The 20,478-nt window shown below is 59.1% G+C and carries 21 protein-coding genes; 4 read left to right on the top strand and 17 right to left on the bottom strand.

The features are described from left to right. The first annotated feature begins 125 nt into the window (after positions 1–125). The 3 genes from ackA to D7S44_RS23975 all read left to right on the top strand — a co-directional run bounded on the left by ackA (position 126) and on the right by D7S44_RS23975 (position 3,822). Positions 126–1,328, top strand: a complete 1,203-nt coding sequence (gene ackA, locus D7S44_RS06215; RefSeq protein ID WP_120453067.1) for an acetate kinase — start codon at positions 126–128, stop codon at positions 1,326–1,328. 66 nt (positions 1,329–1,394) lie between these two features. Further along, a complete protein-coding gene (gene pta / locus D7S44_RS06210) occupies positions 1,395–3,539 on the top strand; it encodes a phosphate acetyltransferase (protein WP_205685215.1) in 2,145 nt (714 codons plus the stop codon). A gap of 154 nt (positions 3,540–3,693) precedes the next feature. Next, the gene (locus D7S44_RS23975) at positions 3,694–3,822 is read left to right on the top strand and encodes a hypothetical protein (protein WP_257025866.1); all 129 of its coding nucleotides are present in this window, start codon (positions 3,694–3,696) and stop codon (positions 3,820–3,822) included. A 66-nt stretch (positions 3,823–3,888) separates the two neighbouring features. Here the strand turns inward: D7S44_RS23975 and yfcD are convergent, their stop codons facing one another. Then, positions 3,889–4,407, bottom strand: coding sequence for an NUDIX hydrolase YfcD (gene yfcD / locus D7S44_RS06205; protein WP_120453064.1), 519 nt, complete (start codon positions 4,405–4,407; stop codon positions 3,889–3,891). A 113-nt stretch (positions 4,408–4,520) separates the two neighbouring features. After that, positions 4,521–5,162 carry a glutathione transferase gene (yfcF, locus tag D7S44_RS06200; RefSeq protein ID WP_120453062.1) on the bottom strand — a complete coding sequence of 214 codons (642 nt, stop codon included), beginning with the start codon at positions 5,160–5,162 and terminating at the stop codon, positions 4,521–4,523. A 172-nt stretch (positions 5,163–5,334) separates the two neighbouring features. Between yfcF and D7S44_RS06195 the strand changes: the two genes are divergently transcribed. Next, positions 5,335–6,255 (top strand): TIGR01777 family oxidoreductase, encoded by a 921-nt coding sequence (locus D7S44_RS06195; RefSeq protein WP_120453061.1) that lies wholly within the window; start codon positions 5,335–5,337, stop codon positions 6,253–6,255. A 36-nt stretch (positions 6,256–6,291) separates the two neighbouring features. Here the strand turns inward: D7S44_RS06195 and hisP are convergent, their stop codons facing one another. The 15 genes from hisP to D7S44_RS06120 form a co-directional block, all read right to left on the bottom strand. Then, a complete protein-coding gene (hisP, locus tag D7S44_RS06190) occupies positions 6,292–7,065 on the bottom strand; it encodes a histidine ABC transporter ATP-binding protein HisP (protein ID WP_120453059.1) in 774 nt (257 codons plus the stop codon). 8 nt (positions 7,066–7,073) lie between these two features. Beyond that, positions 7,074–7,790 carry an ABC transporter permease gene (locus D7S44_RS06185; RefSeq protein WP_120453058.1) on the bottom strand — a complete coding sequence of 239 codons (717 nt, stop codon included), beginning with the start codon at positions 7,788–7,790 and terminating at the stop codon, positions 7,074–7,076. After that, positions 7,787–8,473: a histidine ABC transporter permease HisQ gene (locus tag D7S44_RS06180; RefSeq protein WP_120453056.1), complete on the bottom strand. Its 687-nt coding sequence runs from the start codon at positions 8,471–8,473 to the stop codon at positions 7,787–7,789. Before D7S44_RS06180 ends, D7S44_RS06185 begins: the two co-directional genes overlap by 4 nt. Before the next feature lie 126 nt (positions 8,474–8,599). After that, the gene (argT, locus tag D7S44_RS06175) at positions 8,600–9,382 is read right to left on the bottom strand and encodes a lysine/arginine/ornithine ABC transporter substrate-binding protein ArgT (protein WP_120453055.1); all 783 of its coding nucleotides are present in this window, start codon (positions 9,380–9,382) and stop codon (positions 8,600–8,602) included. A gap of 270 nt (positions 9,383–9,652) precedes the next feature. Next, a complete protein-coding gene (locus D7S44_RS06170) occupies positions 9,653–10,222 on the bottom strand; it encodes a UbiX family flavin prenyltransferase (RefSeq protein WP_033750543.1) in 570 nt (189 codons plus the stop codon). Positions 10,223–10,334: 112 nt separating this feature from the next. Next, positions 10,335–11,852, bottom strand: a complete 1,518-nt coding sequence (gene purF, locus D7S44_RS06165; RefSeq protein WP_120453053.1) for an amidophosphoribosyltransferase — start codon at positions 11,850–11,852, stop codon at positions 10,335–10,337. Positions 11,853–11,888: 36 nt separating this feature from the next. Further along, positions 11,889–12,374 carry a colicin V production protein gene (gene cvpA / locus D7S44_RS06160; protein ID WP_021509181.1) on the bottom strand — a complete coding sequence of 162 codons (486 nt, stop codon included), beginning with the start codon at positions 12,372–12,374 and terminating at the stop codon, positions 11,889–11,891. 252 nt (positions 12,375–12,626) lie between these two features. Further along, on the bottom strand, positions 12,627–13,406 hold the full coding sequence (gene dedD, locus D7S44_RS06155; RefSeq protein ID WP_120453051.1) for a cell division protein DedD: 780 nt from the start codon (positions 13,404–13,406) through the stop codon (positions 12,627–12,629). After that, the gene (gene folC / locus D7S44_RS06150) at positions 13,396–14,670 is read right to left on the bottom strand and encodes a bifunctional tetrahydrofolate synthase/dihydrofolate synthase (RefSeq protein ID WP_120453049.1); all 1,275 of its coding nucleotides are present in this window, start codon (positions 14,668–14,670) and stop codon (positions 13,396–13,398) included. The genes dedD and folC overlap by 11 nt, the downstream gene beginning before the upstream one ends. An 86-nt stretch (positions 14,671–14,756) precedes the next feature. After that, the gene (gene accD / locus D7S44_RS06145) at positions 14,757–15,668 is read right to left on the bottom strand and encodes an acetyl-CoA carboxylase, carboxyltransferase subunit beta (RefSeq protein WP_120453047.1); all 912 of its coding nucleotides are present in this window, start codon (positions 15,666–15,668) and stop codon (positions 14,757–14,759) included. 150 nt (positions 15,669–15,818) lie between these two features. Then, complete coding sequence (locus D7S44_RS06140) at positions 15,819–16,481, bottom strand: DedA family protein (RefSeq protein ID WP_120453045.1); 663 nt, start codon at positions 16,479–16,481, stop codon at positions 15,819–15,821. A 28-nt stretch (positions 16,482–16,509) separates the two neighbouring features. Next, positions 16,510–17,313, bottom strand: coding sequence for a tRNA pseudouridine(38-40) synthase TruA (gene truA / locus D7S44_RS06135; protein ID WP_120453044.1), 804 nt, complete (start codon positions 17,311–17,313; stop codon positions 16,510–16,512). Next, on the bottom strand, positions 17,313–18,323 hold the full coding sequence (locus D7S44_RS06130) for an aspartate-semialdehyde dehydrogenase (RefSeq protein WP_120453042.1): 1,011 nt from the start codon (positions 18,321–18,323) through the stop codon (positions 17,313–17,315). Before D7S44_RS06130 ends, truA begins: the two co-directional genes overlap by 1 nt. Before the next feature lie 104 nt (positions 18,324–18,427). Beyond that, complete coding sequence (gene pdxB, locus D7S44_RS06125) at positions 18,428–19,561, bottom strand: 4-phosphoerythronate dehydrogenase PdxB (protein WP_120453040.1); 1,134 nt, start codon at positions 19,559–19,561, stop codon at positions 18,428–18,430. A gap of 58 nt (positions 19,562–19,619) precedes the next feature. Continuing rightward, positions 19,620–20,399 (bottom strand): AraC family transcriptional regulator, encoded by a 780-nt coding sequence (locus D7S44_RS06120; RefSeq protein ID WP_120453038.1) that lies wholly within the window; start codon positions 20,397–20,399, stop codon positions 19,620–19,622. Positions 20,400–20,478: the final 79 nt, after the last annotated feature.

The raw sequence follows: 20,478 nt of genomic DNA, 5'->3' as shown, positions 1-20,478 counted from the left end.
TTTTTTGCGGAGAAGCAACATTTTGACTACCGCAACGGGGTTATCATTAATCTCCCCGCTTTCATGGGCTACGCTGATAGTCTGATTGCCTTATTTTTAGCCACTTTTAACAAATAGGTACTTCCATGTCGAGTAAGTTAGTACTGGTTCTGAACTGCGGCAGCTCTTCACTGAAGTTCGCCATCCTGAATGCCGCCAGCGGAGAGGAATACCTGTCCGGTCTGGCTGAATGCTTCCACCTTCCGGAAGCGCGCATTAAATGGAAACTGGACGGAGAAAAACACGAAGCCCCTCTTGGTGCCGGCGCCGCTCACAGCGAAGCCCTGAATTTCATCGTTAAAACTATTCTGGCACAAAAACCAGAGCTTTCGGCACAAATTGCTGCAATTGGTCATCGCATCGTTCATGGTGGTGAGCAACTGACTGAATCCGTCGTCATCACCGATGCTGTGGTGCAGGGTATTAAAGACAACGCCTCTTTCGCGCCGTTGCACAATCCGGCACATCTGATCGGCATTGAAGAGGCGATGAAAAACTTTCCGCATCTTTCCGATAAAAATGTGGCGGTTTTCGACACGGCGTTCCATCAGACGATGCCGGAAGAGTCTTATCTCTATGCCCTGCCCTACCATCTCTATAAAGAGCATGGCGTTCGCCGCTACGGCGCGCACGGCACCAGCCATTACTATGTAACGCACGAAGCGGCCAGGATTCTGAACAAACCGGTCGACGAGCTGAATATCATTACCTGTCACCTCGGCAACGGCGCATCCGTCGCGGCAGTGCGCAACGGTAAATGCGTCGATACCTCAATGGGACTGACGCCGCTCGAAGGCCTGGTCATGGGCACCCGCAGCGGCGACATCGACCCGGCTATCGTCTTCTATCTGCACGACACGCTGGGCATGAGCGTCGACGCTATCAATAAGCTGCTGACTAAAGAGTCCGGCCTGCTGGGCCTGACCGGCGTCACCAGCGACTGCCGCTACGTTGAAGATAACTACGAAACCAAAGAGGACGCGAAGCGCGCCATGGATGTATTCTGCCATCGTCTGGCAAAATATATCGGCAGCTACAGCGCCATGATGGAAGGCCGACTGGATGCGGTGATCTTTACCGGCGGGATCGGCGAAAACGCGGCGATGGTACGTGAACTGTCGCTGAAAAAGCTGGGCCTGCTCGGCTTCGAGGTTGACCACGAGCGCAACCTGGCGGCGCGCTTCGGCAAATCCGGCTTTATCAATAAAGAGGGCACTCGCCCGGCTATTGTAATTCCGACCAACGAAGAGCTGGTGATCGCCCAGGATGCGGCGCGTCTTACCGCCTGATTTTTCCTTCACCGTCAGCTTCGGCTGACGGCGTTGTTTTGACACTACCTAAAGCGAGGTTCAAACGTGTCACGTACAATTATGCTTATTCCTACCGGCACCAGCGTCGGCCTGACCAGCGTCAGCCTCGGCGTGATCCGTGCCATGGAGCGTAAAGGCGTTCGTCTCAGCGTCTTTAAACCTATCGCGCAACCGCGCGCTGGCGGCGATAAGCTGGACCAGACCACGATGATCATCCGCAAGAACTCGTCGATTCCCGCCGCCGACCCGCTCAAAATGTCGCGCGTGGAGTCACTGCTGGGCGCTAACCAGCAGGACGTGCTGATGGAAGAGATCATCGCTCGCTACCATGAAAACACCAAAGATGCGGAAGTGGTGCTGGTAGAAGGTCTGGTGCCGACGCGTAAGCACCAGTTCGCCAACGCGCTCAACTATGAGATCGCCAAGACGCTGAACGCCGAAATCGTCTTTGTTATGGCGCTTGGTAACGACTCCCCTGCCCAGCTCAAAGAACGTATCGAACTGACGCAGAGCAGCTTCGGCGGCAGCAAAAACAAAAACATCACCGGCGTCATTATCAACAAGCTGAATGCGCCGGTGGATGAACAGGGACGCACGCGCCCCGATCTGTCGGAAATTTTCGACGACTCCACCAAAGCCAGCGTCGCCAATATCGATCCGAAACAGCTGTTCGCCGACAGTCCGCTGCCGGTACTGGGCTGCGTGCCCTGGAGCTTTGATCTGATCGCTACGCGCGCCATTGATATGTGTCGCCACCTTGACGCCGAAGTGATCAACGAAGGCGAGATCGCCACCCGTCGCGTCAAGTCGGTGACCTTCTGCGCGCGCAGCCTGCCGCATATGCTGGAGCATTTCCGTCCAGGTTCGCTGCTGGTAACCTCAGCGGACCGTCCCGACGTGCTGGTGGCCGCCTGTCTCGCCGCGATGAACGGTGTAGAGATTGGGGCCATTCTGCTGACCGGCGGCTACGAAATTGACAGCCGCATCGCGAAGCTGTGCGAGCGCGCCTTCCAGACCGGCCTGCCGGTATTTATGGTGAAAACCAACACCTGGCAAACCTCGCTCAGCCTGCAGAGCTTCAACCTCGAAGTGCCCAGCGACGATACCCAGCGCGTTGAAAAAGTGCAGGAGTATGTCGCCAGCTATATTAACGCCGACTGGATCGAGTCGCTGACCGCCACCTCTGAGCGCAGCCGTCGCCTGTCGCCGCCGGCCTTCCGCTATCAGCTGACCGAGCTGGCGCGCAAAGCGGGCAAACGCATCGTGCTGCCGGAAGGCGATGAGCCGCGTACCGTTAAAGCGGCCGCTATCTGCGCCGAGCGCGGCATCGCTACCTGCGTGCTGCTGGGCAATCCAGATGAGATCCAGCGCGTCGCCGCCGCACAGGGCGTCGAACTGGGCAAAGGCATCGAGATCGTGGATCCGGAAGTGGTGCGCAACAACTATGTGCCTCGTCTGGTCGAGCTGCGTAAAAACAAAGGCATGACCGAAGTGGTTGCGCAGGAGCAGCTGGAAGACAACGTGGTGCTCGGCACCATGATGCTGGAGAGCGGCGAAGTCGACGGTCTGGTGTCGGGCGCCGTGCACACCACCGCCAATACCATTCGTCCGCCGCTGCAGCTGATCAAGACCGCGCCGAACAGCTCGCTGGTCTCCTCAGTGTTCTTTATGCTGCTGCCGGAGCAGGTGCTGGTTTACGGCGACTGCGCCATCAACCCGGACCCGACGGCAGAGCAGCTGGCGGAAATCGCCATTCAGTCTGCGGACTCTGCGCATGCCTTCGGCATCGAACCGCGCGTGGCGATGATCTCCTACTCGACCGGCACCTCCGGCGCAGGCAGCGACGTGGAGAAAGTTCGCGAAGCTACGCGCATCGCACAGGAAAAGCGCCCGGATCTGGTGATCGACGGTCCGCTGCAGTATGACGCGGCGATTATGGAAGATGTGGCCAAATCCAAGGCGCCGAACTCTGCGGTCGCGGGTCGCGCTACGGTCTTTATCTTCCCGGATCTCAACACCGGCAACACCACCTACAAAGCGGTACAGCGTTCGGCGGATCTGATCTCTATCGGTCCGATGCTGCAGGGTATGCGCAAGCCGGTTAACGACCTGTCGCGCGGCGCGCTGGTCGACGATATCGTCTACACCATCGCCCTGACCGCGATTCAGTCGCAGCAGGCGGAAGGCTAAGGTCTCTCCACACAGGGAGTGATCTTTGACCTTTGAGTCCTCTAAAGAGCATGCGCGAGCGTGCTCTTTTTTTATCCTCTTCTCAACTGGCGAAACTCGCCCGGCACGCTAACACTGAAAAGATCCCGTTTCAGCGCACCAGCGAGGTTCCGCCATGATCGACAGCGAGTTGCATACCCGGCGCCTGAACGCAACGCCGCGCGGCGTGGGCGTCATGTGCGATTTCTTTGTGGTGAAGGCTGAAAACAGCAGCTTTACGCAACAGACCGTTTTCTGCGCCTGAAAAGCACAAACTTAAGTGCGCAAAAACAAAAAACGCCCAACAGGGCGTTTTTTTAACAGGTCTAACTTACGCGTCGCCGTTGCGCGTCAGCCAGAGCGACAGCGCCTTGAGCGAGTCGTCGGTAAACTCATCGCAGCGCGCGGTAATCTCGTCCGCAGTCATCCAGAACACCTCATCCACCTCTTCTTCCTGCATGGCGAACGGGCCGTGGTAAACGCAGCTGAACAAACCGCCCCAGACGCGGACATGCTCATCTTCGAAGTAGAACTTGCCGTGCTCGGCGAAAGGCACATCTGCAATGCCCAGCTCCTCCTCGGCCTCGCGGCGCGCCGATTCCAGCAGATCTTCGCCGCTCTGCACCACGCCGCCTGCGGTGGCGTCCAGCATGCCGGGCATGAAGTCTTTGGTCTCGGTGCGGCGCTGCACCAGAATCTTGCCTGCGCCGTCATGCACCACGATATAGGTGGCGCGATGACGCATACGCTGCGCGCGCATCTGCGCGCGTGTCGCCTGCGCAATCACTTCATTCTCTTCATTGACGATATCGACCCACTCGATGCCGTCGCCCGCGGTTTGATCCACCATCCGGTAACCCTTTTCTGTTCTGGCGTGCCGTGCGACACGCGCCTGATTGCCACGTCGTTGTTATAGTGTGCTGTAAGGTAATCACTTCCGCTCGCCTGAGCAAGCGGCGCAAACTATCGTTGTTTACCGCTTTCCGCCAGCCAGAGCTGAACCGAGGCGCGCTGCCACTGAAATTCAGCATATTCCCTGAGCTTATCGGGCAGCGCGTCGCCGTGCAGCGCCAGTCGATTCAGCATCACCGCCAGATCCGTGTCGGCAACAGACCACTCGCCAAATAAATTCTGCTGGTTATCCGGCAACAGACGCAGACTCGCCGCAATCAGTTTCTCCACCGCCTGCGTGGCCGCCGGGGTCAGCGGCGGGAAAAGCTCGCCCGCAAACAACACTTCAGTTGGCCGCTCCTGACGAATCGGCATGAAATCGCTGCGCAGCCAGGCCTGCACCTCGCGTGCCCGCGCGCGCTTCTCGCGATCGCGCGGATAGAGTCGCTCAAACTCAGGGGCAGGAAAACGCTCTTCCAGATATTCAGCGATAGCAGAGGACTCGCTCAGTACAAACTCATCAACCTGCAGTGTCGGCACGCGACAGGTCAGCGACAGCGTGCGGTAATCGCTGGCGAACTGCTGATTTTGCGAGAGATCGACGCGTTTAAGCGTAAAGGGCACCCCTTTTTCCGTGAGCGCAACGTAAACCGACATGGCGTAAGGACTAAAAAACGATGAATCAGACCACAGGGTGATGGACGGGTAATTCATCTGCTACCTCAACTGGCTTTTCCGGGTAGCCTGATATTTACCGACTTTTTTTCAGCAAAGCAATCTCCTGCTGGTCCGATCTTCTCAAAGCGCGACGCAGTGCAGCAGCGCGCGGCCGCGCTTCTTCTATGCTGAAACAGTGCGTATCAGAAAAATGATAAGGAGACGCGAGATGCACATACTTATGACCGGTGGCACCGGACTCATCGGCCGCCATCTTATTCCACGCCTGTTAACGCTGGGACATCAGGTCAGCGTTGTTACGCGCGATGTCGCCGCCGCGCGCGAAAAGCTCGACGCGGGCGTCGCGCTCTGGTCAGGACTGGCGCAGCAGCAAAACCTTGACGGCATCGACGCGGTTATCAACCTCGCGGGCGAACCCATTGCCGACAAGCGCTGGACCGAACAGCAGAAGCAACTGCTGTGCGAAAGCCGCTGGCAAATTACCGAACGCATCGCCTCGCTGATTAACGCCAGCCACTCTCCGCCGCGCGTATTGATCTCCGGCTCGGCAACTGGCTACTACGGCGATACCGGCGAGCTGGTGATGACAGAGGAGGATCAGGGCCAGGAAGAGTTTACCCACAGCCTCTGCGCGCGCTGGGAGCAGCTGGCGCTCAGCGCCCAGAGCGAGCGCACCCGCGTCTGCCTGATGCGTACCGGCGTGGTGCTGGCCAGCGAAGGGGGCGCGCTAAGCAAAATGAAGCTGCCGTTCAGGCTCGGCGTCGGCGGCCCCATCGGCAGCGGTAAACAGTATCTGCCATGGATCCATATCGACGATATGGTGAACGCCATCCTCTGGCTGCTGGATCATGACGAACTCAGCGGCCCGTTCAATATGGTGGCGCCCTACGCGGTGCGCAACGAGCAGTTCGCCGCCACGCTCGGCCATGTTATGCATCGCCCGGCTTTTATGCGCACGCCCGCCAGCGCCATCAAAATGATGATGGGCGAATCGGCGGTGCTGGTGCTTGGAGGACAGCATGTGCTGCCGAAACGGCTGGAAGCCTCCGGCTTCGGCTTTCGCTGGTATGATTTGCAGGAGGCGTTGCAGGATGTGGTGGGGAAACCGGCAGGCAAAGGCGCGGCTTAACGGCCGCCTCCTCCGCGTAACGGAGGAGGCGGAAGTCTACTTCAGCGAGCCTTTCAGAAACTGCTGCAGGCGTGGGCTTTTCGGGCTGCCAAACAGCGCGTCCGGCGGCCCTTCCTCTTCAATCTTGCCCTGATGCAGAAAGATCACGTGGCTGGAGACGTGACGCGCAAATTCCATCTCATGGGTGACCACCACCATGGTTTTGCCCTCCTCCGCCAGCTTCTGCATGATACGCAGCACTTCGCCCACCAGTTCAGGATCGAGCGCCGAGGTCGGTTCGTCGAACAGCAGCACTTCCGGCTCCATCGCCAGCGCGCGCGCGATAGAGACGCGCTGCTGCTGACCGCCGGAAAGGTGCACCGGATATTTCGCCTGCGCACGTTCGTCGATGCCAACCTTGTTGAGATAGTTGATGGCGCGGGTGCGGGCCTCCGCCTTGCTGAGCCCCAGCACCTGAATCGGCGCCTCCATCACATTCTCCAGCACCGTCATGTGGCTCCACAGGTTAAAGTGCTGGAACACCATGGTCAGCCGGGTGCGCAGCGAACGCAGCTGCTCTTTATTGGCGACCTTGAGCTGACCGTCCGTGTCGCGCACCAGATTGATCGGCTCGTTGGTGACGGAGATAGTGCCTTCGCTCGGTTTCTCCAGGAAATTAATGCAGCGCAGGAAGGTACTTTTCCCCGAGCCGGACGATCCAATGATGCTGATGACATCGCCCGCATCGGCCTGTAAAGAGACGCCTTTTAATACTTCATGGTCACCGTAACGCTTATGCAGTTCGGTCACGCTCAGTTTGTTATCAGCCATAGTTCCACTCAATGCGATGACGAAGGTTTGATGTGTGCGAGGAAGCGGCGCTCCGCCAGACGGAACAGGCTAATCAACACATAAGAGATAATCAGATAGAGCACCGCCGCAAGGCCGAACGCGGTAAAAGGCTGATAGGTCGCCGAGTTAATATCGCGCGCGATCTTCAGCAGGTCCGGCACCGTTGCGGTAAAGGCGAGCGCCGTAGAGTGCAGCATCAGGATCACTTCATTGCTGTAGGCAGGCAGCGCGGTGCGCAGCGCCGACGGCAGAATAATGCAGCGATAGAGCTTGAAGGTCGAGAAGCCATAGGCGCGCGCCGCCTCGATCTCGCCGTGCGGTACGGCGCGGATCGCCCCGGCGAAAATCTCCGTGGTATAGGCGCAGGTGTTAAGGGTAAACGCCAGCAGCGTACAGTTCAGCCCGCTGCGAAAAAAGGCGTTAAGCAGCTCCGAGCCTTTCACCACTTCCAGCGTATACATGCCGGAGTAGAACACCAGCAGCTGCACATAAAGCGGCGTACCGCGGAACACATAGGTAAAGAGCCAGACCGGCATGCTGACAAAGCGGTTCGGCGACACGCGCGCGATCGCCAGCAGCACCGCCAGACAGCCGCCGATGACTACCGAGAGGATCAGCAGCCATAAGGTAATGGCGACGCCGGTAAAGCGGTAGCCGTCGGTCCAGAGCAGGGATTTCCAGTACTCCTGAATAATGTCGATCATAGCTCTGCCCTTTTTACGCCGACTGAGTAGCGGCGATTCAGCCACCACAGCACGCCGTTAGACAGCGTGGTAAAGATGAGATAGATAGCGCCCGCGACAATGGCGAAGTAGAACGGCTGCCAGGTGCTTTTTCCCGCCAGCTGCGTCGCCTTCACCACATCCTCCAGCCCCAGCAGCGACACCAGCGCTGTGGCTTTTAGGATCACCTGCCAGTTGTTGCCGATGCCCGGCAGCGCATAACGCATCATGCCGGGGAACAGGATGCGGCGAAACACCTGCGAACCGGTAAAGCCGAACGCCGTAGCGGCTTCGATCTGTCCTTTCGGCACTGCGAGAAACGCGCCGCGAAAAGTTTCGGTAAAGTAGGCGCCGTAAATAAACCCGAGCGTAATAATACCGGCCACCATCGGGTCGATATCGAACTGGGCAAGGCCCATAGCGTCGGTGAGCGTGTTAAGCGCGATCTGCAGACCGTAAAAGATCAGCAGCATCAGCACCAGATCGGGCACGCCGCGAATCAGCGTGGTATAGCCTTCAGACAGCATCGCCAGCGGGCGACTGCGGGAGAGTTTCGCGCCCGCGCCAATCAGGCCGAGCACCACCGCCAGCACGACTGAACTGAGTGCCAGCTCCAGCGTGACCAGGGTGCCTTTCAGAATAACATCGGAATAGCCGTACAACATTTAATCAATCCTGTCGTGGAGAAAGATGAATGTCCTGCCCGCAGGCGCGCCAGCGGGCAGTCCTGACCAGATTTTGCGTTGCGCCGTGCGGCTCAACGAAGAGGGATCAGGCAAAGGTCGACAGGGTTAGTCACCGTACACATTGAAATCAAAATACTTTTTCGCGATCTTATCGTAGGTGCCATCTTTGCGCATCGCTTCGAACGCCTTATCGATAGCCGCTTTCAGCTCGCTGTCATCTTTACGCAGCCCCATACCGGTGCCGACGCCGAAAATCTTGTCGTCTTTAACCGCCGGACCGGCGAAGGCGTAATTTTTGCCAACCGGCTGCTTCAGAAAGCCTTCGCTCGCCTGCACTTCATCCTGGAACGCCGCATCGATACGGCCTGCGTTCAGATCCTGATAGACCAGATCCTGGTTAGCGTAAGGCGTAACGTTAACGCCTTTGGGCCGCCAGTTTTGATTGGCGTAGGTTTCCTGGGTGGTGCCCTGCAGCAGGCCGATGTTTTTACCCTTCAGCGACTCGATGGTCGGCTGGATCGGCGAGCCTTTCGGCGCGACGAGACGGGCGTTGGCCGCATAGAGTTTGTCGGAGAAAGCGATCTCTTCCTGACGTTTCGCGGTAATAGAGAGCGACGAGATGATGGCGTCGATTTTCTTCGCCTTCAGCGAAGGGATCAGCGCATCGAAGTCGCTTTCGACATAGGTGCACTTGGTATTCATGCGTTTACAGATTTCGTTAGCGAGATCGATATCGAAGCCTACTAACTGTCCTTGCGCGTTTTTCGATTCAAACGGCGGGTAAGTTGGGTCAGTCCCAATGCGAATCGACGACGGCACCGCGGCGAAAACGCTGGCGGCGCTGGTCAGGCCCAGCATGAGAGAAAGAGCCAGAACTCGCTTTTTCATAGATTACCCTCAGTGAAGTGCTTTTTGTTATGGGTGCGTGATGTGTGTTTGCGCTTGTTAAGCCACATATTTCTTGCATATTTCATGCCAGCAATGCAAGCCATTAGCGCGCCCGGCAGAACGCCAGCGAGGCGATTCCACCGGGTTTGTGAGGGGAATATATCAGTGATGTAAGAGAGAAAAAGCGACTTTGTTAACTTTTGGTGCATCAAATGCACGAAGAGTGATCGCCCACGCGCATTTGCACCTCAATAGTGCAAAATCTGACGGTCATGCACCGTTCCAGCGCGTAAAAAGATCCTGCGGCAGCGTGATATCGAACTGATCAACCACGCGATTCACCGTCTGATCCACCAGTTCCATGATCGACTGCGGCCGATGGTAGAAGGCTGGCACCGGCGGCATGATGACCGCGCCCAGCTCGGCGGCAGTGGTCATCATGCGCAGATGGCCGATATGCAGCGGGGTTTCGCGCACGCCCAACACCAGCTTGCGCTGCTCTTTCAGCACAACGTCGGCGGCGCGCGTCAGCAGACTGTCGCTGTAGCTGTGCACGATGCCGGAGAGAGTTTTCATCGAACAGGGCAGGATCGCCATGCCAAGGGTCTTGAACGACCCTGAAGAGATGCTGGCGGCAATATCGCGCACGTCATGCACCACGTCCGCCAGCGCCTGCACTTCACGCAGCGTATAGTCCGTCTCGAGACTCAGGGTTTGTCGTGCCGCCGGACTCATCACCAGATGGGTTTCCACCTCGCTGACCTGCTGCAACACCTGCAGCAGCCGCACGCCGTAGATCGCGCCGCTTGCGCCCGAGATGCCAATGATGAGTCGTTTCATACTTCTTCCTTGCCGTTTCAGTGAGGCGCTATGATAGCGCGTGCCGGATCGGGAAAACAAACGGGGCGGATTTCTCCGCCCCGTGTTCATCTCATGATAGCTGAGAACGCGATTAACCTTCGTTATGCAACTCGAGGTTTTCGACTTCGTTCTGACGCTGAAGGGCTTTGGCATCATCGTTGCGCAGCGACTGGAGATACTCCAGATACTGCTGGTCGACATCTTTAGTGACATAGACGCCGTTAAACACCGAACATTCGAACTGGGCGATATCGGGGTTCTCTTCGCGCACCGCCTCAATCAGGTCATCCAGATCCTGGAAAATCAGCGCGTCAGCTTTGATTAACTGGCAAATCTCTTCCACTTCACGTCCATGAGCGATCAGCTCGGTTGCGCTCGGCATATCAATGCCGTAGACGTTCGGGAAACGAATTTCCGGCGCGGCAGAGGCCAGATAGACGCGTTTCGCGCCCGCTTCGCGCGCCATCTCGATAATCTGCTCAGAGGTGGTGCCGCGTACGATAGAGTCATCCACCAGCAGCACGTTCTTGTCGCGGAACTCGGCGCGGTTGGCGTTGAGCTTGCGGCGAACGGCACTGCGGCGCAGCTGCTGGCCCGGCATGATAAAGGTGCGGCCGACGTAGCGGTTTTTCACAAAGCCCTGACGATAGGGTTTGTCGAGAATGCGTGCAATCTCCAGCGCGATATCGGTAGAGGTCTCCGGAATCGGGATCACCACGTCGATATCGAGATCTTCCCACTCGCGAGCAATCTTTTCACCCAGCTTGGTGCCCATGCGCACGCGCGCGCTGTAGACGGAAATCTTGTCGAGGAACGAGTCCGGACGAGCAAAATAGACATACTCGAACAGGCACGGATTGCTTTTCGGGTTCTCGGCACACTGGCGCGTAAAGAGCTGGCCCTGCTCGGTAATATAGACGCCCTCGCCCGGCGCGACGTCACGCAGGAATTCAAAGCCCAGCGTATCGAGCGCCACGCTCTCAGAGGCGACCATATACTCAACGCGACTGTCCGGCAGCACGCGTTTGCCCAGTACCAGCGGACGGATACCGTTGGGATCGCGGAAGGCGACCATGCCGTGGCCGATGATCATGGCGACGACGGCGTAAGCGCCGCGCACCTGCTGATGCACCGCCGCTACCGCAGCGAAAATGTTGTCCGCTTCCAGCGGGTCGTTCTGAAAACGGTCCAGCTCCTGCGCGAAAATATTAAGCAGAATTTCAGAATCTGAGGTGGTGTTGACGTGGCGGCGGCCCTTTTCGAACAGGTGCTTGCGCAGCTCGTGCGCGTTGGTCAGGTTGCCGTTATGAGCCAGGGTAATACCGTACGGCGAGTTAACGTAGAACGGCTGCGCTTCAGAGGCGCTGGAGCTGCCTGCGGTAGGGTAGCGAACGTGGCCGATTCCCATATTGCCCTGCAGACGCTGCATGTGGCGAGCTTCAAAGACATCGCTGACGAGGCCGTTCGCCTTACGCAGACGGAAGCACTTCAGCGCATCGATAGTACAAATGCCTGCGGCGTCCTGCCCGCGGTGCTGAAGCACCGTTAACGCATCATAGATCGACTGGTTGACCGGCATAAACCCGGTGATACCAACAATACCGCACATGTTGTCATTTCCTCATTAGCCGCACTCCCGGTGGCGTCACCGGGGTAAAAAACTCGACGTGCTTTTCAGGTAGTCAAAAAACCATCTGATTATATAACTGAACTGGGGAATGAGCTGGGACTGCTGCCAGTCCGGACTTTTGGAAAAGCCGGTGAATGTGTCGAGGAAGAAAAGAATCGCGCTAACGATCAGCACGCCGCGTAACGCCCCGAAACAGACCCCCAACACCCTGTCGGTTCCCGACAGGCCGGTCTTTTCAACCAGCGAGCCGATCACATAGTTGACTATCGCGCCGACAATTAGCGTCGCGACGAACAGCACCGCGATGGCGATACCGTTACGCACCAGTTCGTCGTCAAAACCTGTAAACCAGACTGCAAGGTAGGCGTAGTAATGACTGGCGACAAAAAACGCGCATCCCCAGGTAACGAGAGATAAGGCTTCGCGGACAAACCCTCGAATCAGGCTGACCAGAGCCGAAAAACCAACTACCGCAATAATGACGTAATCAATCCAGATCATGAACTCTTCCAGCGCCAGTGCGTTTGCACCCCTGCATCCAGTTCGGGGCGCATTCTAACAGAAAAAGAAAACGTTTGCGTAGCGCTTTTCCTTTTCAGCTTCCATAAAAAGGGCGATGAAAAAAACTTTCCTCGCCCGACGGAGACTCAGCCGGACAAGCCGTTGAATCTTAATAAATTATATTAGCCAGCGTCGCTTTAACACTGCGTGCGGCGCCGCCTTTTTATGCTATCGGCGGCGCCTGTTGATGCTTTAATGCGCGCTATAGGGCTTCACGACACCGCCGAGGCCGGAAACGCTCTGCAGCTCCGACAGCGAGCTTTGCAGCTTCGCTTTTGAGGCGTCCGGGCCAACATAGATACGGGTGATTTGCCCCTGTACCGCCGTCGATGGCACGGTGAAAGCGCGATAGCCTGACAGACGCAGCTTCGCGACGATCTCATTGACCTTCGCTGCGTTTTTCAGCGCGCCGAGCTGCACCACGTAAGCCTGACCGGCAGGCGCGCTCTGCTCTGCTGGCTTCGGCGTTTCCGCTGGCTTCGCCGGTTCGCTCTGCTTCGTTTCCACCGGCTTCGACTCAACCGGCTTCGGCTGCTCTACCGGCTTCGGCTGCGTTTTCGGCTGCTCGGCCGCTTTCGCTTTCGGCTGTTCGACCGGTCTGGTTTTTGGCTGCTCAACCTGACGCGGTTTCGTCGGCGCGCTCTGATGCACCGGCGGCGGCGTCACTACGCTCGGCCCGCTGTTGCTCTGCGGCGTAGCGTTGCCCTGCTCGGCGACGGGATTGCTGGCGCCGCTGTTGCCGCCGCTTACCGCGCTGCCTGCGCCCTGCGGCGGCTGAGCAGGCAATGGCTGCGTAACCGGCGGCACCATCTCGCTGTCCTGTTGATCGTCGGGCTTCGGCACCAGCGGGATCGCCGCGAACTCCTCTTTATAGTGCTTCTTTTTGCCGTCCAGCAGGCCCGGCAGCACAATCACGCCCACCGCCACCAGAATAATGGTGCCGACCAGGCGGTTCTGAAACTTACTCGCCACGACCTTTCTCCATCTCTGTCGATTCCATGACCTGCGCCACGGTATGGAAAGATCCACATACCAGCACAATGTCCTGCGCCTCGGCCTGCTGACGCGCCGCCTGCCAGGCGCTGTCCACGTCGGCAAAGGCCGTCGCCGCGTCGGCCGGCAGATGCGCCATCAGCTCATCGGCAGTAGCGCCGCGCGGGCCGTCAAGCGGTGCGCAGTACCAGCGGTCGATTTGCGGCGCCAGCGCCTCAAGGGTGCCGGCGATATCTTTATCATGCAGCATTCCCACCACCGCATGCACGCGGCCGCTATTCGGCAGCTGCGCCAGACGCGACGCCAGATAGCTCGCCGCATGGGGGTTATGCGCCACATCGAGGATGACGCGCGGCGATTCGCTTACCGTCTGAAAACGGCCAGGCAGGATCGCCAGCGGCAGATAGTCGCGGATCGTCGCATCGCTGACGTTCAGCCCGGAAGCGCGCAGCGCCGCCAGCGCCGTGGCTGCATTCGGCAGCGGCACCTGCGGCAGCGGCAGATCGTTCAGCTCGCCCTGCGCGTCGCGAAACGCCCAGCTTTCCGGCTGCTGGCTGTAGCACCAGTCGCGGTCGCGCTGCAACAGCTGCGCGCCCTTCTCCGCCGCGACGGCGGCGATGCTGGCGGGCATATCCGGTTCGCCGACCACGGCGGGCCTGCCGCCACGAAATACGCCCGCTTTTTCGCGGCCGATGCTTTCACGATCCGGGCCGAGCCAGTCGGTATGATCCAGCGCGATGCTGGTTACCACTGCCACGTCGGCGTCAACGATATTGGTGGCGTCCAGGCGACCGCCCAGTCCTACTTCGAGGATCACCACATCCAGCTGCGCCTGTTGAAACAGGTTCAGCGCGGAGAGGGTGCCGAATTCAAAATAGGTCAGGGAAACGTCGCCGCGTCCCGCTTCGATTTTCGCAAAGCTGGCGCTGTGCAGCGCGGGATCGAGCTCTTTGCCCTGTACGCGCACGCGTTCGGTATAGCGCACCAGATGCGGCGAGCTGTAGACCCCGACGCGATAGCCCGCCGCCATCAGCAGCGTCTCAAGCGTGCGGCAGGTGGTGCCTTTGCCGTTGGTGCCGGCGACGGTGAAAACGAAAGGCGCGGGCTTCAGCAGGTCGAGGCGCTGCGCGACGCAGCGAATGCGATCCAAGCCCAGCTCAATGGTCTGCGAATGCAGATGCTCAAGATAATAAAGCCACGTGGCCAAAGGCGACGTGGCTTGAGGAAGGTGAAGAGTGTCCATATGTCCCGTTTAACAGATTTTGACCCGGTTCAGCCGGTTCGACGGTGCATTGGTGAAAGGCGCGCCGCGCGCGCCTCTCTCTCCTGTCAGGCCTCGTTGCTTTCCGGCTCATCCGCAGGCGCGGTCGGTTCGCCATCATGCAGCGGCGCGGGAAGATTCATCATCTTCGCCAGCAGGCTCGCCAGTTTATAACGCATTTCCGGGCGACGAATAATCATGTCGATCGCGCCCTTCTCAATCAGGAACTCGCTGCGCTGGAAGCCCGGCGGCAGTTTTTCGCGCACGGTCTGCTCGATGACGCGCGGACCGGCAAAGCCGATAAGCGCTTTCGGCTCGGCAACGTTAAGATCGCCCAGCATCGCGAAGCTGGCAGAGACGCCGCCCATGGTCGGATCGGTCAGCACCGAAATATAGGGCAGACCGCGCTCCTGCATTTTGGCCAGCGCGGCGCTGGTTTTCGCCATCTGCATCAGCGACATCAGCGCTTCCTGCATACGCGCGCCGCCGCTGGCAGAGAAGCAGATCAGCGGGCAGTTATCTTCCAGCGCCTGCTCAACCGCACGCACGAAGCGCGCGCCGACCACGGAGCCCATAGAGCCGCCCATAAAGGCGAACTCAAACGCCGCCGCGACAACCGGCATACCGTGCAGCTGACCTTTCATCACGATCAGCGCGTCTTTCTCTTCCGTCTCTTTCTGCGCGGCAGCAAGACGATCTTTATATTTCTTGGAGTCGCGGAACTTCAGGATGTCCTTCGGCTCCAGCTCGCTGCCCAGCTCAGTCTGCGTGCCCTGATCGAGCAGGCTGTTGAGGCGCTCGCGGGCGTGCATGCGCATGTGATGGTCGCACTTCGGGCAGACCTCAAGATTACGCTCCAGCTCGGCGCGGTACAGAACCTGACCGCAGCTGTCGCACTTAGTCCAGACCCCTTCAGGGATGCTGGCACGACGTGCAGGCGTAACGTTGCTTTTATTAAGAATGCGTTCAATCCAGCTCATTGAAGACCTTTTTGTTTAAAACTGACCTGGTCCAGTCATCTTATTTGCCGCTGAAAACCGCTTCAGCGGACATGAAATGTCGCTCATTAAACCACAACCAATTCAGACTGTGGATAAAAATCTGGTCTAACCGCGGCGCGACCGCACCCTTTACGGCTGTTTGTGCTGTTTCGCCTGGCGGCGGTGACGCCAGACCTCAATCAAGCCGGGCAGTACCGAAACCACAATGATCCCGACGATCAGCAGCTTAAGATTCTCCTGCACTACCGGCAGGTCGCCAAACAGATAGCCCGCGTAGGAGAACAGCAGCACCCACGCCAGCGCGCCGGCCACGTTAAACAGGGCGAAATGGCGATAGGACATATGCCCCATACCGGCGACGAAAGGCGCAAAGGTGCGCACAATCGGCACGAAACGCGCCAGGATAATTGTTTTCCCGCCGTGACGCTCATAAAAACCATGGGTTTTATCGAGATAGCTGCGACGGAAGATGCGAGAGTTCGGGTTGCTGAAAAGCCGCTCGCCGAACAGACGGCCGATAGTATAGTTCACCGCATCGCCCAGCACGGCGGCCACCACCAGCAGCGCCGCCATCAGGTGGATATTAAGATCGTTGCCCGGCAGCGCCGCCAGCGCGCCCGCTACAAACAGCAGCGAATCGCCCGGCAGGAACGGCGTAACCACCAGACCGGTTTCACAAAACAGGATCAGGAACAGAATGGCGTAAATCCAGATGCCGTACTGCGCAACCAGCTCGGCCAGATGCACATCAATATGCAGAATAAAATCAACCAAAAAGTGGACGAACTCCATAACGCCTCTCTGAAAATGACCTGCTAAATTAATCCACCAGGAACAAGGGTCCCATGGGCGGTTCGGGTAACGCAAAATGCGACGGATAATCCACCGCGACTAAATAAAGCCCTTCCGCTCTGGCCGTCGCCGCCGCCTGCGTACGATCTTTCGCCGCCAGCAGCGTCGCCATCCACTCCTCCGGCTGGTTGCCGCAGCCGATCTCCATCAGGCTGCCGACGATATTGCGCACCATATGATGCACAAAGGCGTTGGCTTTGATGTCGACGATGACAAACGCGCCCTGCCGCGTGACGTTCAGATGCATCAGGTTGCGCCACGGCGTGCGCGACTGGCACTGCACAGCGCGAAACGAGGTAAAGTCGTTTTCGCCCAGCAGGCACTGTCCGGCGCGGTGCATCTTCTCTGCATCCAGCGGATGATAAAAATGCGTGACGCCGCGACCAAGGATAGCGGGACGCAACCGCTGGTTGTAGATCAGATAGCGGTAGCGCCGCGCCGTCGCGCTGAAGCGCGCGTGAAACTCATCCGGCACCGCCTTTACCCAGCGTACCGCGATATCCTCCGGCAGGTTGGCGTTTACGCCCAGCGTCCAGGCGCCGTCGGCGCGCTGCGAGGTGGTTTCGAAATGCACCACCTGTCCGGTGCCGTGTACGCCAGCGTCGGTACGGCCGGCGCAAAACACGTTTACGTCATGGTTCGCCACTTTCGACAGCGCTTTTTCCAGCTTTTCCTGCACGCTGCGCACTTCCTGCTGGCGCTGCCAGCCGTAATAACGGCTGCCGTCATACTCGACGCCAAGCGCCAGCTTATAGGTCTGACCTTCCGACATTAATAGAGATACTCCTGCACCAGCTTCTCAGCGGTTTTGACCGCCATCAGCGCGCCGCCGAAGCGAATATTGTCCGCCACCGACCAGAACTGCAGCAGTTCAGGAATACCGTAGTCGTTGCGCACGCAGCCGACGCTGAGCTGCTCATTGCCGGAGGCGTCGCCAACCTGCGTCGGGTAGTCATCTTCGTCGCTCAGGCTAATATCGGCAGCCTGCGCCAGCTCGCCGCGCGCCTCATCTGCCGACAGCGGACGCAGGCTCTCCAGATGCACAATCTGCGCGTTGCCGTAAAAGACCGGCGCCTGCACGCTGCTGACCGCAATCGGCAGGCCTTCGTCCTGCAGCACTTTACGCACCTGATCAACCAGACGACGCTCGCTGGCGACGCTGCCCTCCGCGTCGGCCAGCTGCGGCAGCAGGTTAAACGCCAGCTGACGGCCGAAAAAATGCTCTTCCGCCGGTACGCCGTTAAGCAGTCGCGCGCTCTCGCCCGCCAGGCCGTCTACCGCGCTTTTGCCGTGGCTGGAGGCGGAGATCAGATTTGTTACCTGCAGGCGACCTAAACCGGCCGCATCCACCAGCGGTTTGATTGCACAAAGCAGCTGGCTGGTCAGGCTATCGGCGACGCTTATCAGGTTACGATTGCGGTAGTCCGCCAGCACGTGCGGGTTGACGTCCGGCACCACCAGCGGCACATCCGGCGACAGCGCAAAGCAGTCGCTGCTGTCGATCACCAGGCAACCGGCACTGGCGGCGTCCTCCGCATAGCGCGCCGACGCGTCGCGCCCGGCGACGAAAAAGGCCAGCTGCGCCTGTGACCAGTCAAAATCCGCCGCGTTCTCGACGCGCAGCGAACGCCCCTCGAAACGCAGGGTCTCACCGGCGCTGTTTTCGCTCGCCAGCACATACAATTCACCAACCGGGAACTGGCGTTCCGCCAGCAGTTCCAGTACAGCGTTCCCTACTGCGCCTGTCGCGCCAAGTAGCGCAATATTCCAGCCGTCAGACATGTTGGTTTACTCCAGACAATGACATAAAAACAGAAGGCGGTGATATTCACCGCCCAGGTTTCGGAATTATCCCTCGCCATATTTGGCACGGCGAGAAGTTTAATTTAGCTGTTGTTGAGACGCGCGCAAAACCCAAGGGCGTTCAGCAGGCTGACGGTCGCTGCGTCGCTGCAGATCACCTCCAGCGATGACCACTCGCGGCGCTCTTCATACTCTTTGCGCAGGCGGTCGAATTCGCCGGGTTTAGCCGCCACTTTACGGAGCGGCGCGTCGTCGCGGCGCACATCATACACCAGATGCGCCAGACGTTTCAGCGTTGGCTGATCGAGCGGGCCGTTAAGGGTGACGCTGCTGAATTCCGGGGGCGGCAGCAGCTCGCTGAGCGGCACCTGCTGCGGCTGGCCGAGAAAGTCGCACCAGGCTTCAAACACCTGCGTCGTGCCGCGCGCCTTGCCCTCCAGGGTATAACCGGCGATATGGGCCGTGCCGATATCCACCTTGTCCAGCAGGTCGAGGGACAGCGCCGGTTCCGGCTCCCAGACGTCCAGCACCACGCTGAGATCGGCGCGCATTTTCAGCACCTCCAGCAGCGCGGCGTTATCCACCACCGGCCCGCGACAGGCGTTGATCAGAATGGCGTTGGGCTTCAGCGCCATCAGCAGCGCCGCATCGGCGAGATGCCAGCTTTTATAAGGCCCCTCTTTAAACAGCGGCGTATGGAAAGTCAGGATATCCGCCTCCGCCACCAGCGCATCAAGAGAATGGAATTCCCCCTCGTCGCCGCGATCGGCGCGCGGCGGATCGCACAGCAGGGTTTTCACGCCCCAGGCTTCCAGCCGCTTTTGCAGTCGTCCGCCCACGTTGCCCACGCCGACGATGCCGACGGTGCGGTCGCGCAGCGCGAATCCGTCGCGTTCCGCCAGCAGTAGCAGCGCGGAAAAGACATACTCCACCACGGCAATGGCATTACAGCCTGGCGCGGCGGAAAAGGCGATGCCCGCCTGTTGCAGCCACTCTTCATCGATATGGTCGGTGCCCGCCGTGGCGGTGCCGACGAATTTGACCGGCTTGCCGGCGAGCAGCGCTTCGTTCACCTGCGTGACCGACCGCACCATCAGGCCGTCGGCATCGTCCAGTTCCTGCTGCGGCAGCGGACGTCCCGGCACCGCCAGCACCCTGCCGGTGCGGCTGAACAGTTCACGCGCATAGGGCATATTTTCATCGACAAGAATCTTCACCACGGCCTTCCTGCTGGTTGCATTATTAAGATGCGCTATTGTGGCACAAACGCGCCTGTTAACCCAGGCGTGCGCGGTAGCGATCCGGCGTGGTGCCCGCCTGCTGCTGGAACATCACAATCAGCGCCGACGCCGAGCTGTAGCCGAGATCGTGCGCAATCGCCTGCACGCTTTTGCCCTGCCCCAGCTGCGCGACGGCGTGCAGAAAACGCAGCCGCTGTCGCCACTCGCTGAAGGACATATGCAGATCCTGCCGACAGCGACGCGCCAGCGTACGCTCGGTGGTAAAGACGCGCGCCGCCCACTCCGCCAGCGTGGTGTTGTCGCCGGGATGCGCCTCCAGCGCCTGCAGCACCGGCGCAAGAAACTTATCCTGCGAACCGGGCAGATAGCTCTCCTGCACCGGCGCCAGCCGCAGCCGATCGCGCAGCACCTCGCACAGCCGCCACTGCTCCGGGCTTTCCGGCTGCTCCAGCCCCAGGCGCGCGAACTCATCCATAATCGCATGTACGATAGCGTCGGCATTCAGCAGGCACGCCTGCTGGGGCAGGCCATCGCACAGCGAGGCGGCGAGATTAAACGTGCGGAACTGCGCCTGCTGGTGGTTATAGCTGGCGTGCCGCTGACGCGGTGGGATCCAGATAGGAATGCTGGCAGGCGTTAACAGCCGCTCGCCCTCGACGTTCATCTCCAGTACGTGACGCGTCACGAATATCACCTGCCCCCATTCGTGGGCATGCGGCAGATATTCCGTTTTGGCGTTGGTCTGCTCATAGCGCATAAAGTAGTGAAGCCGCAGCGCATCTTCAGGCGGCTGGTATTCAACCTGTAAATTCATTCTGTCCGGTCAGCAACGTTTTTTGTCTGGTTTTAACTATCTCCTTAAAAGCAGTCAAAAGTAAACTGATCGCATTACT

This window comes from Pantoea piersonii (assembly GCF_003612015.1).
Lineage (GTDB): Bacteria > Pseudomonadota > Gammaproteobacteria > Enterobacterales > Enterobacteriaceae > Pantoea > Pantoea piersonii.
The sequence above is the reverse complement of the archived record's forward strand: the minus strand, read 5'-3'. Positions and strand labels throughout refer to the sequence as shown.

Excerpts from the sequence above, each read along its gene's own strand:
- ackA (WP_120453067.1), top strand. The coding sequence starts at position 126 with ATGTCGAGTAAGTTAGTACTGGTTCTGAACTGCGGCAGCTCTTCACTG.
- D7S44_RS23975 (WP_257025866.1), top strand. The coding sequence starts at position 3,694 with ATGATCGACAGCGAGTTGCATACCCGGCGCCTGAACGCAACGCCGCGC.
- yfcD (WP_120453064.1), bottom strand. The coding sequence starts at position 4,407 with ATGGTGGATCAAACCGCGGGCGACGGCATCGAGTGGGTCGATATCGTC.
- yfcF (WP_120453062.1), bottom strand. The coding sequence starts at position 5,162 with ATGAATTACCCGTCCATCACCCTGTGGTCTGATTCATCGTTTTTTAGT.
- D7S44_RS06195 (WP_120453061.1), top strand. The coding sequence starts at position 5,335 with ATGCACATACTTATGACCGGTGGCACCGGACTCATCGGCCGCCATCTT.
- hisP (WP_120453059.1), bottom strand. The coding sequence starts at position 7,065 with ATGGCTGATAACAAACTGAGCGTGACCGAACTGCATAAGCGTTACGGT.
- D7S44_RS06185 (WP_120453058.1), bottom strand. The coding sequence starts at position 7,790 with ATGATCGACATTATTCAGGAGTACTGGAAATCCCTGCTCTGGACCGAC.
- D7S44_RS06180 (WP_120453056.1), bottom strand. The coding sequence starts at position 8,473 with ATGTTGTACGGCTATTCCGATGTTATTCTGAAAGGCACCCTGGTCACG.
- argT (WP_120453055.1), bottom strand. The coding sequence starts at position 9,382 with ATGAAAAAGCGAGTTCTGGCTCTTTCTCTCATGCTGGGCCTGACCAGC.
- D7S44_RS06170 (WP_033750543.1), bottom strand. The coding sequence starts at position 10,222 with ATGAAACGACTCATCATTGGCATCTCGGGCGCAAGCGGCGCGATCTAC.
- purF (WP_120453053.1), bottom strand. The coding sequence starts at position 11,852 with ATGTGCGGTATTGTTGGTATCACCGGGTTTATGCCGGTCAACCAGTCG.
- cvpA (WP_021509181.1), bottom strand. The coding sequence starts at position 12,374 with ATGATCTGGATTGATTACGTCATTATTGCGGTAGTTGGTTTTTCGGCT.
- folC (WP_120453049.1), bottom strand. The coding sequence starts at position 14,670 with ATGGACACTCTTCACCTTCCTCAAGCCACGTCGCCTTTGGCCACGTGG.
- accD (WP_120453047.1), bottom strand. The coding sequence starts at position 15,668 with ATGAGCTGGATTGAACGCATTCTTAATAAAAGCAACGTTACGCCTGCA.
- D7S44_RS06140 (WP_120453045.1), bottom strand. The coding sequence starts at position 16,481 with ATGGAGTTCGTCCACTTTTTGGTTGATTTTATTCTGCATATTGATGTG.
- truA (WP_120453044.1), bottom strand. The coding sequence starts at position 17,313 with ATGTCGGAAGGTCAGACCTATAAGCTGGCGCTTGGCGTCGAGTATGAC.
- D7S44_RS06130 (WP_120453042.1), bottom strand. The coding sequence starts at position 18,323 with ATGTCTGACGGCTGGAATATTGCGCTACTTGGCGCGACAGGCGCAGTA.
- D7S44_RS06120 (WP_120453038.1), bottom strand. The coding sequence starts at position 20,399 with ATGAATTTACAGGTTGAATACCAGCCGCCTGAAGATGCGCTGCGGCTT.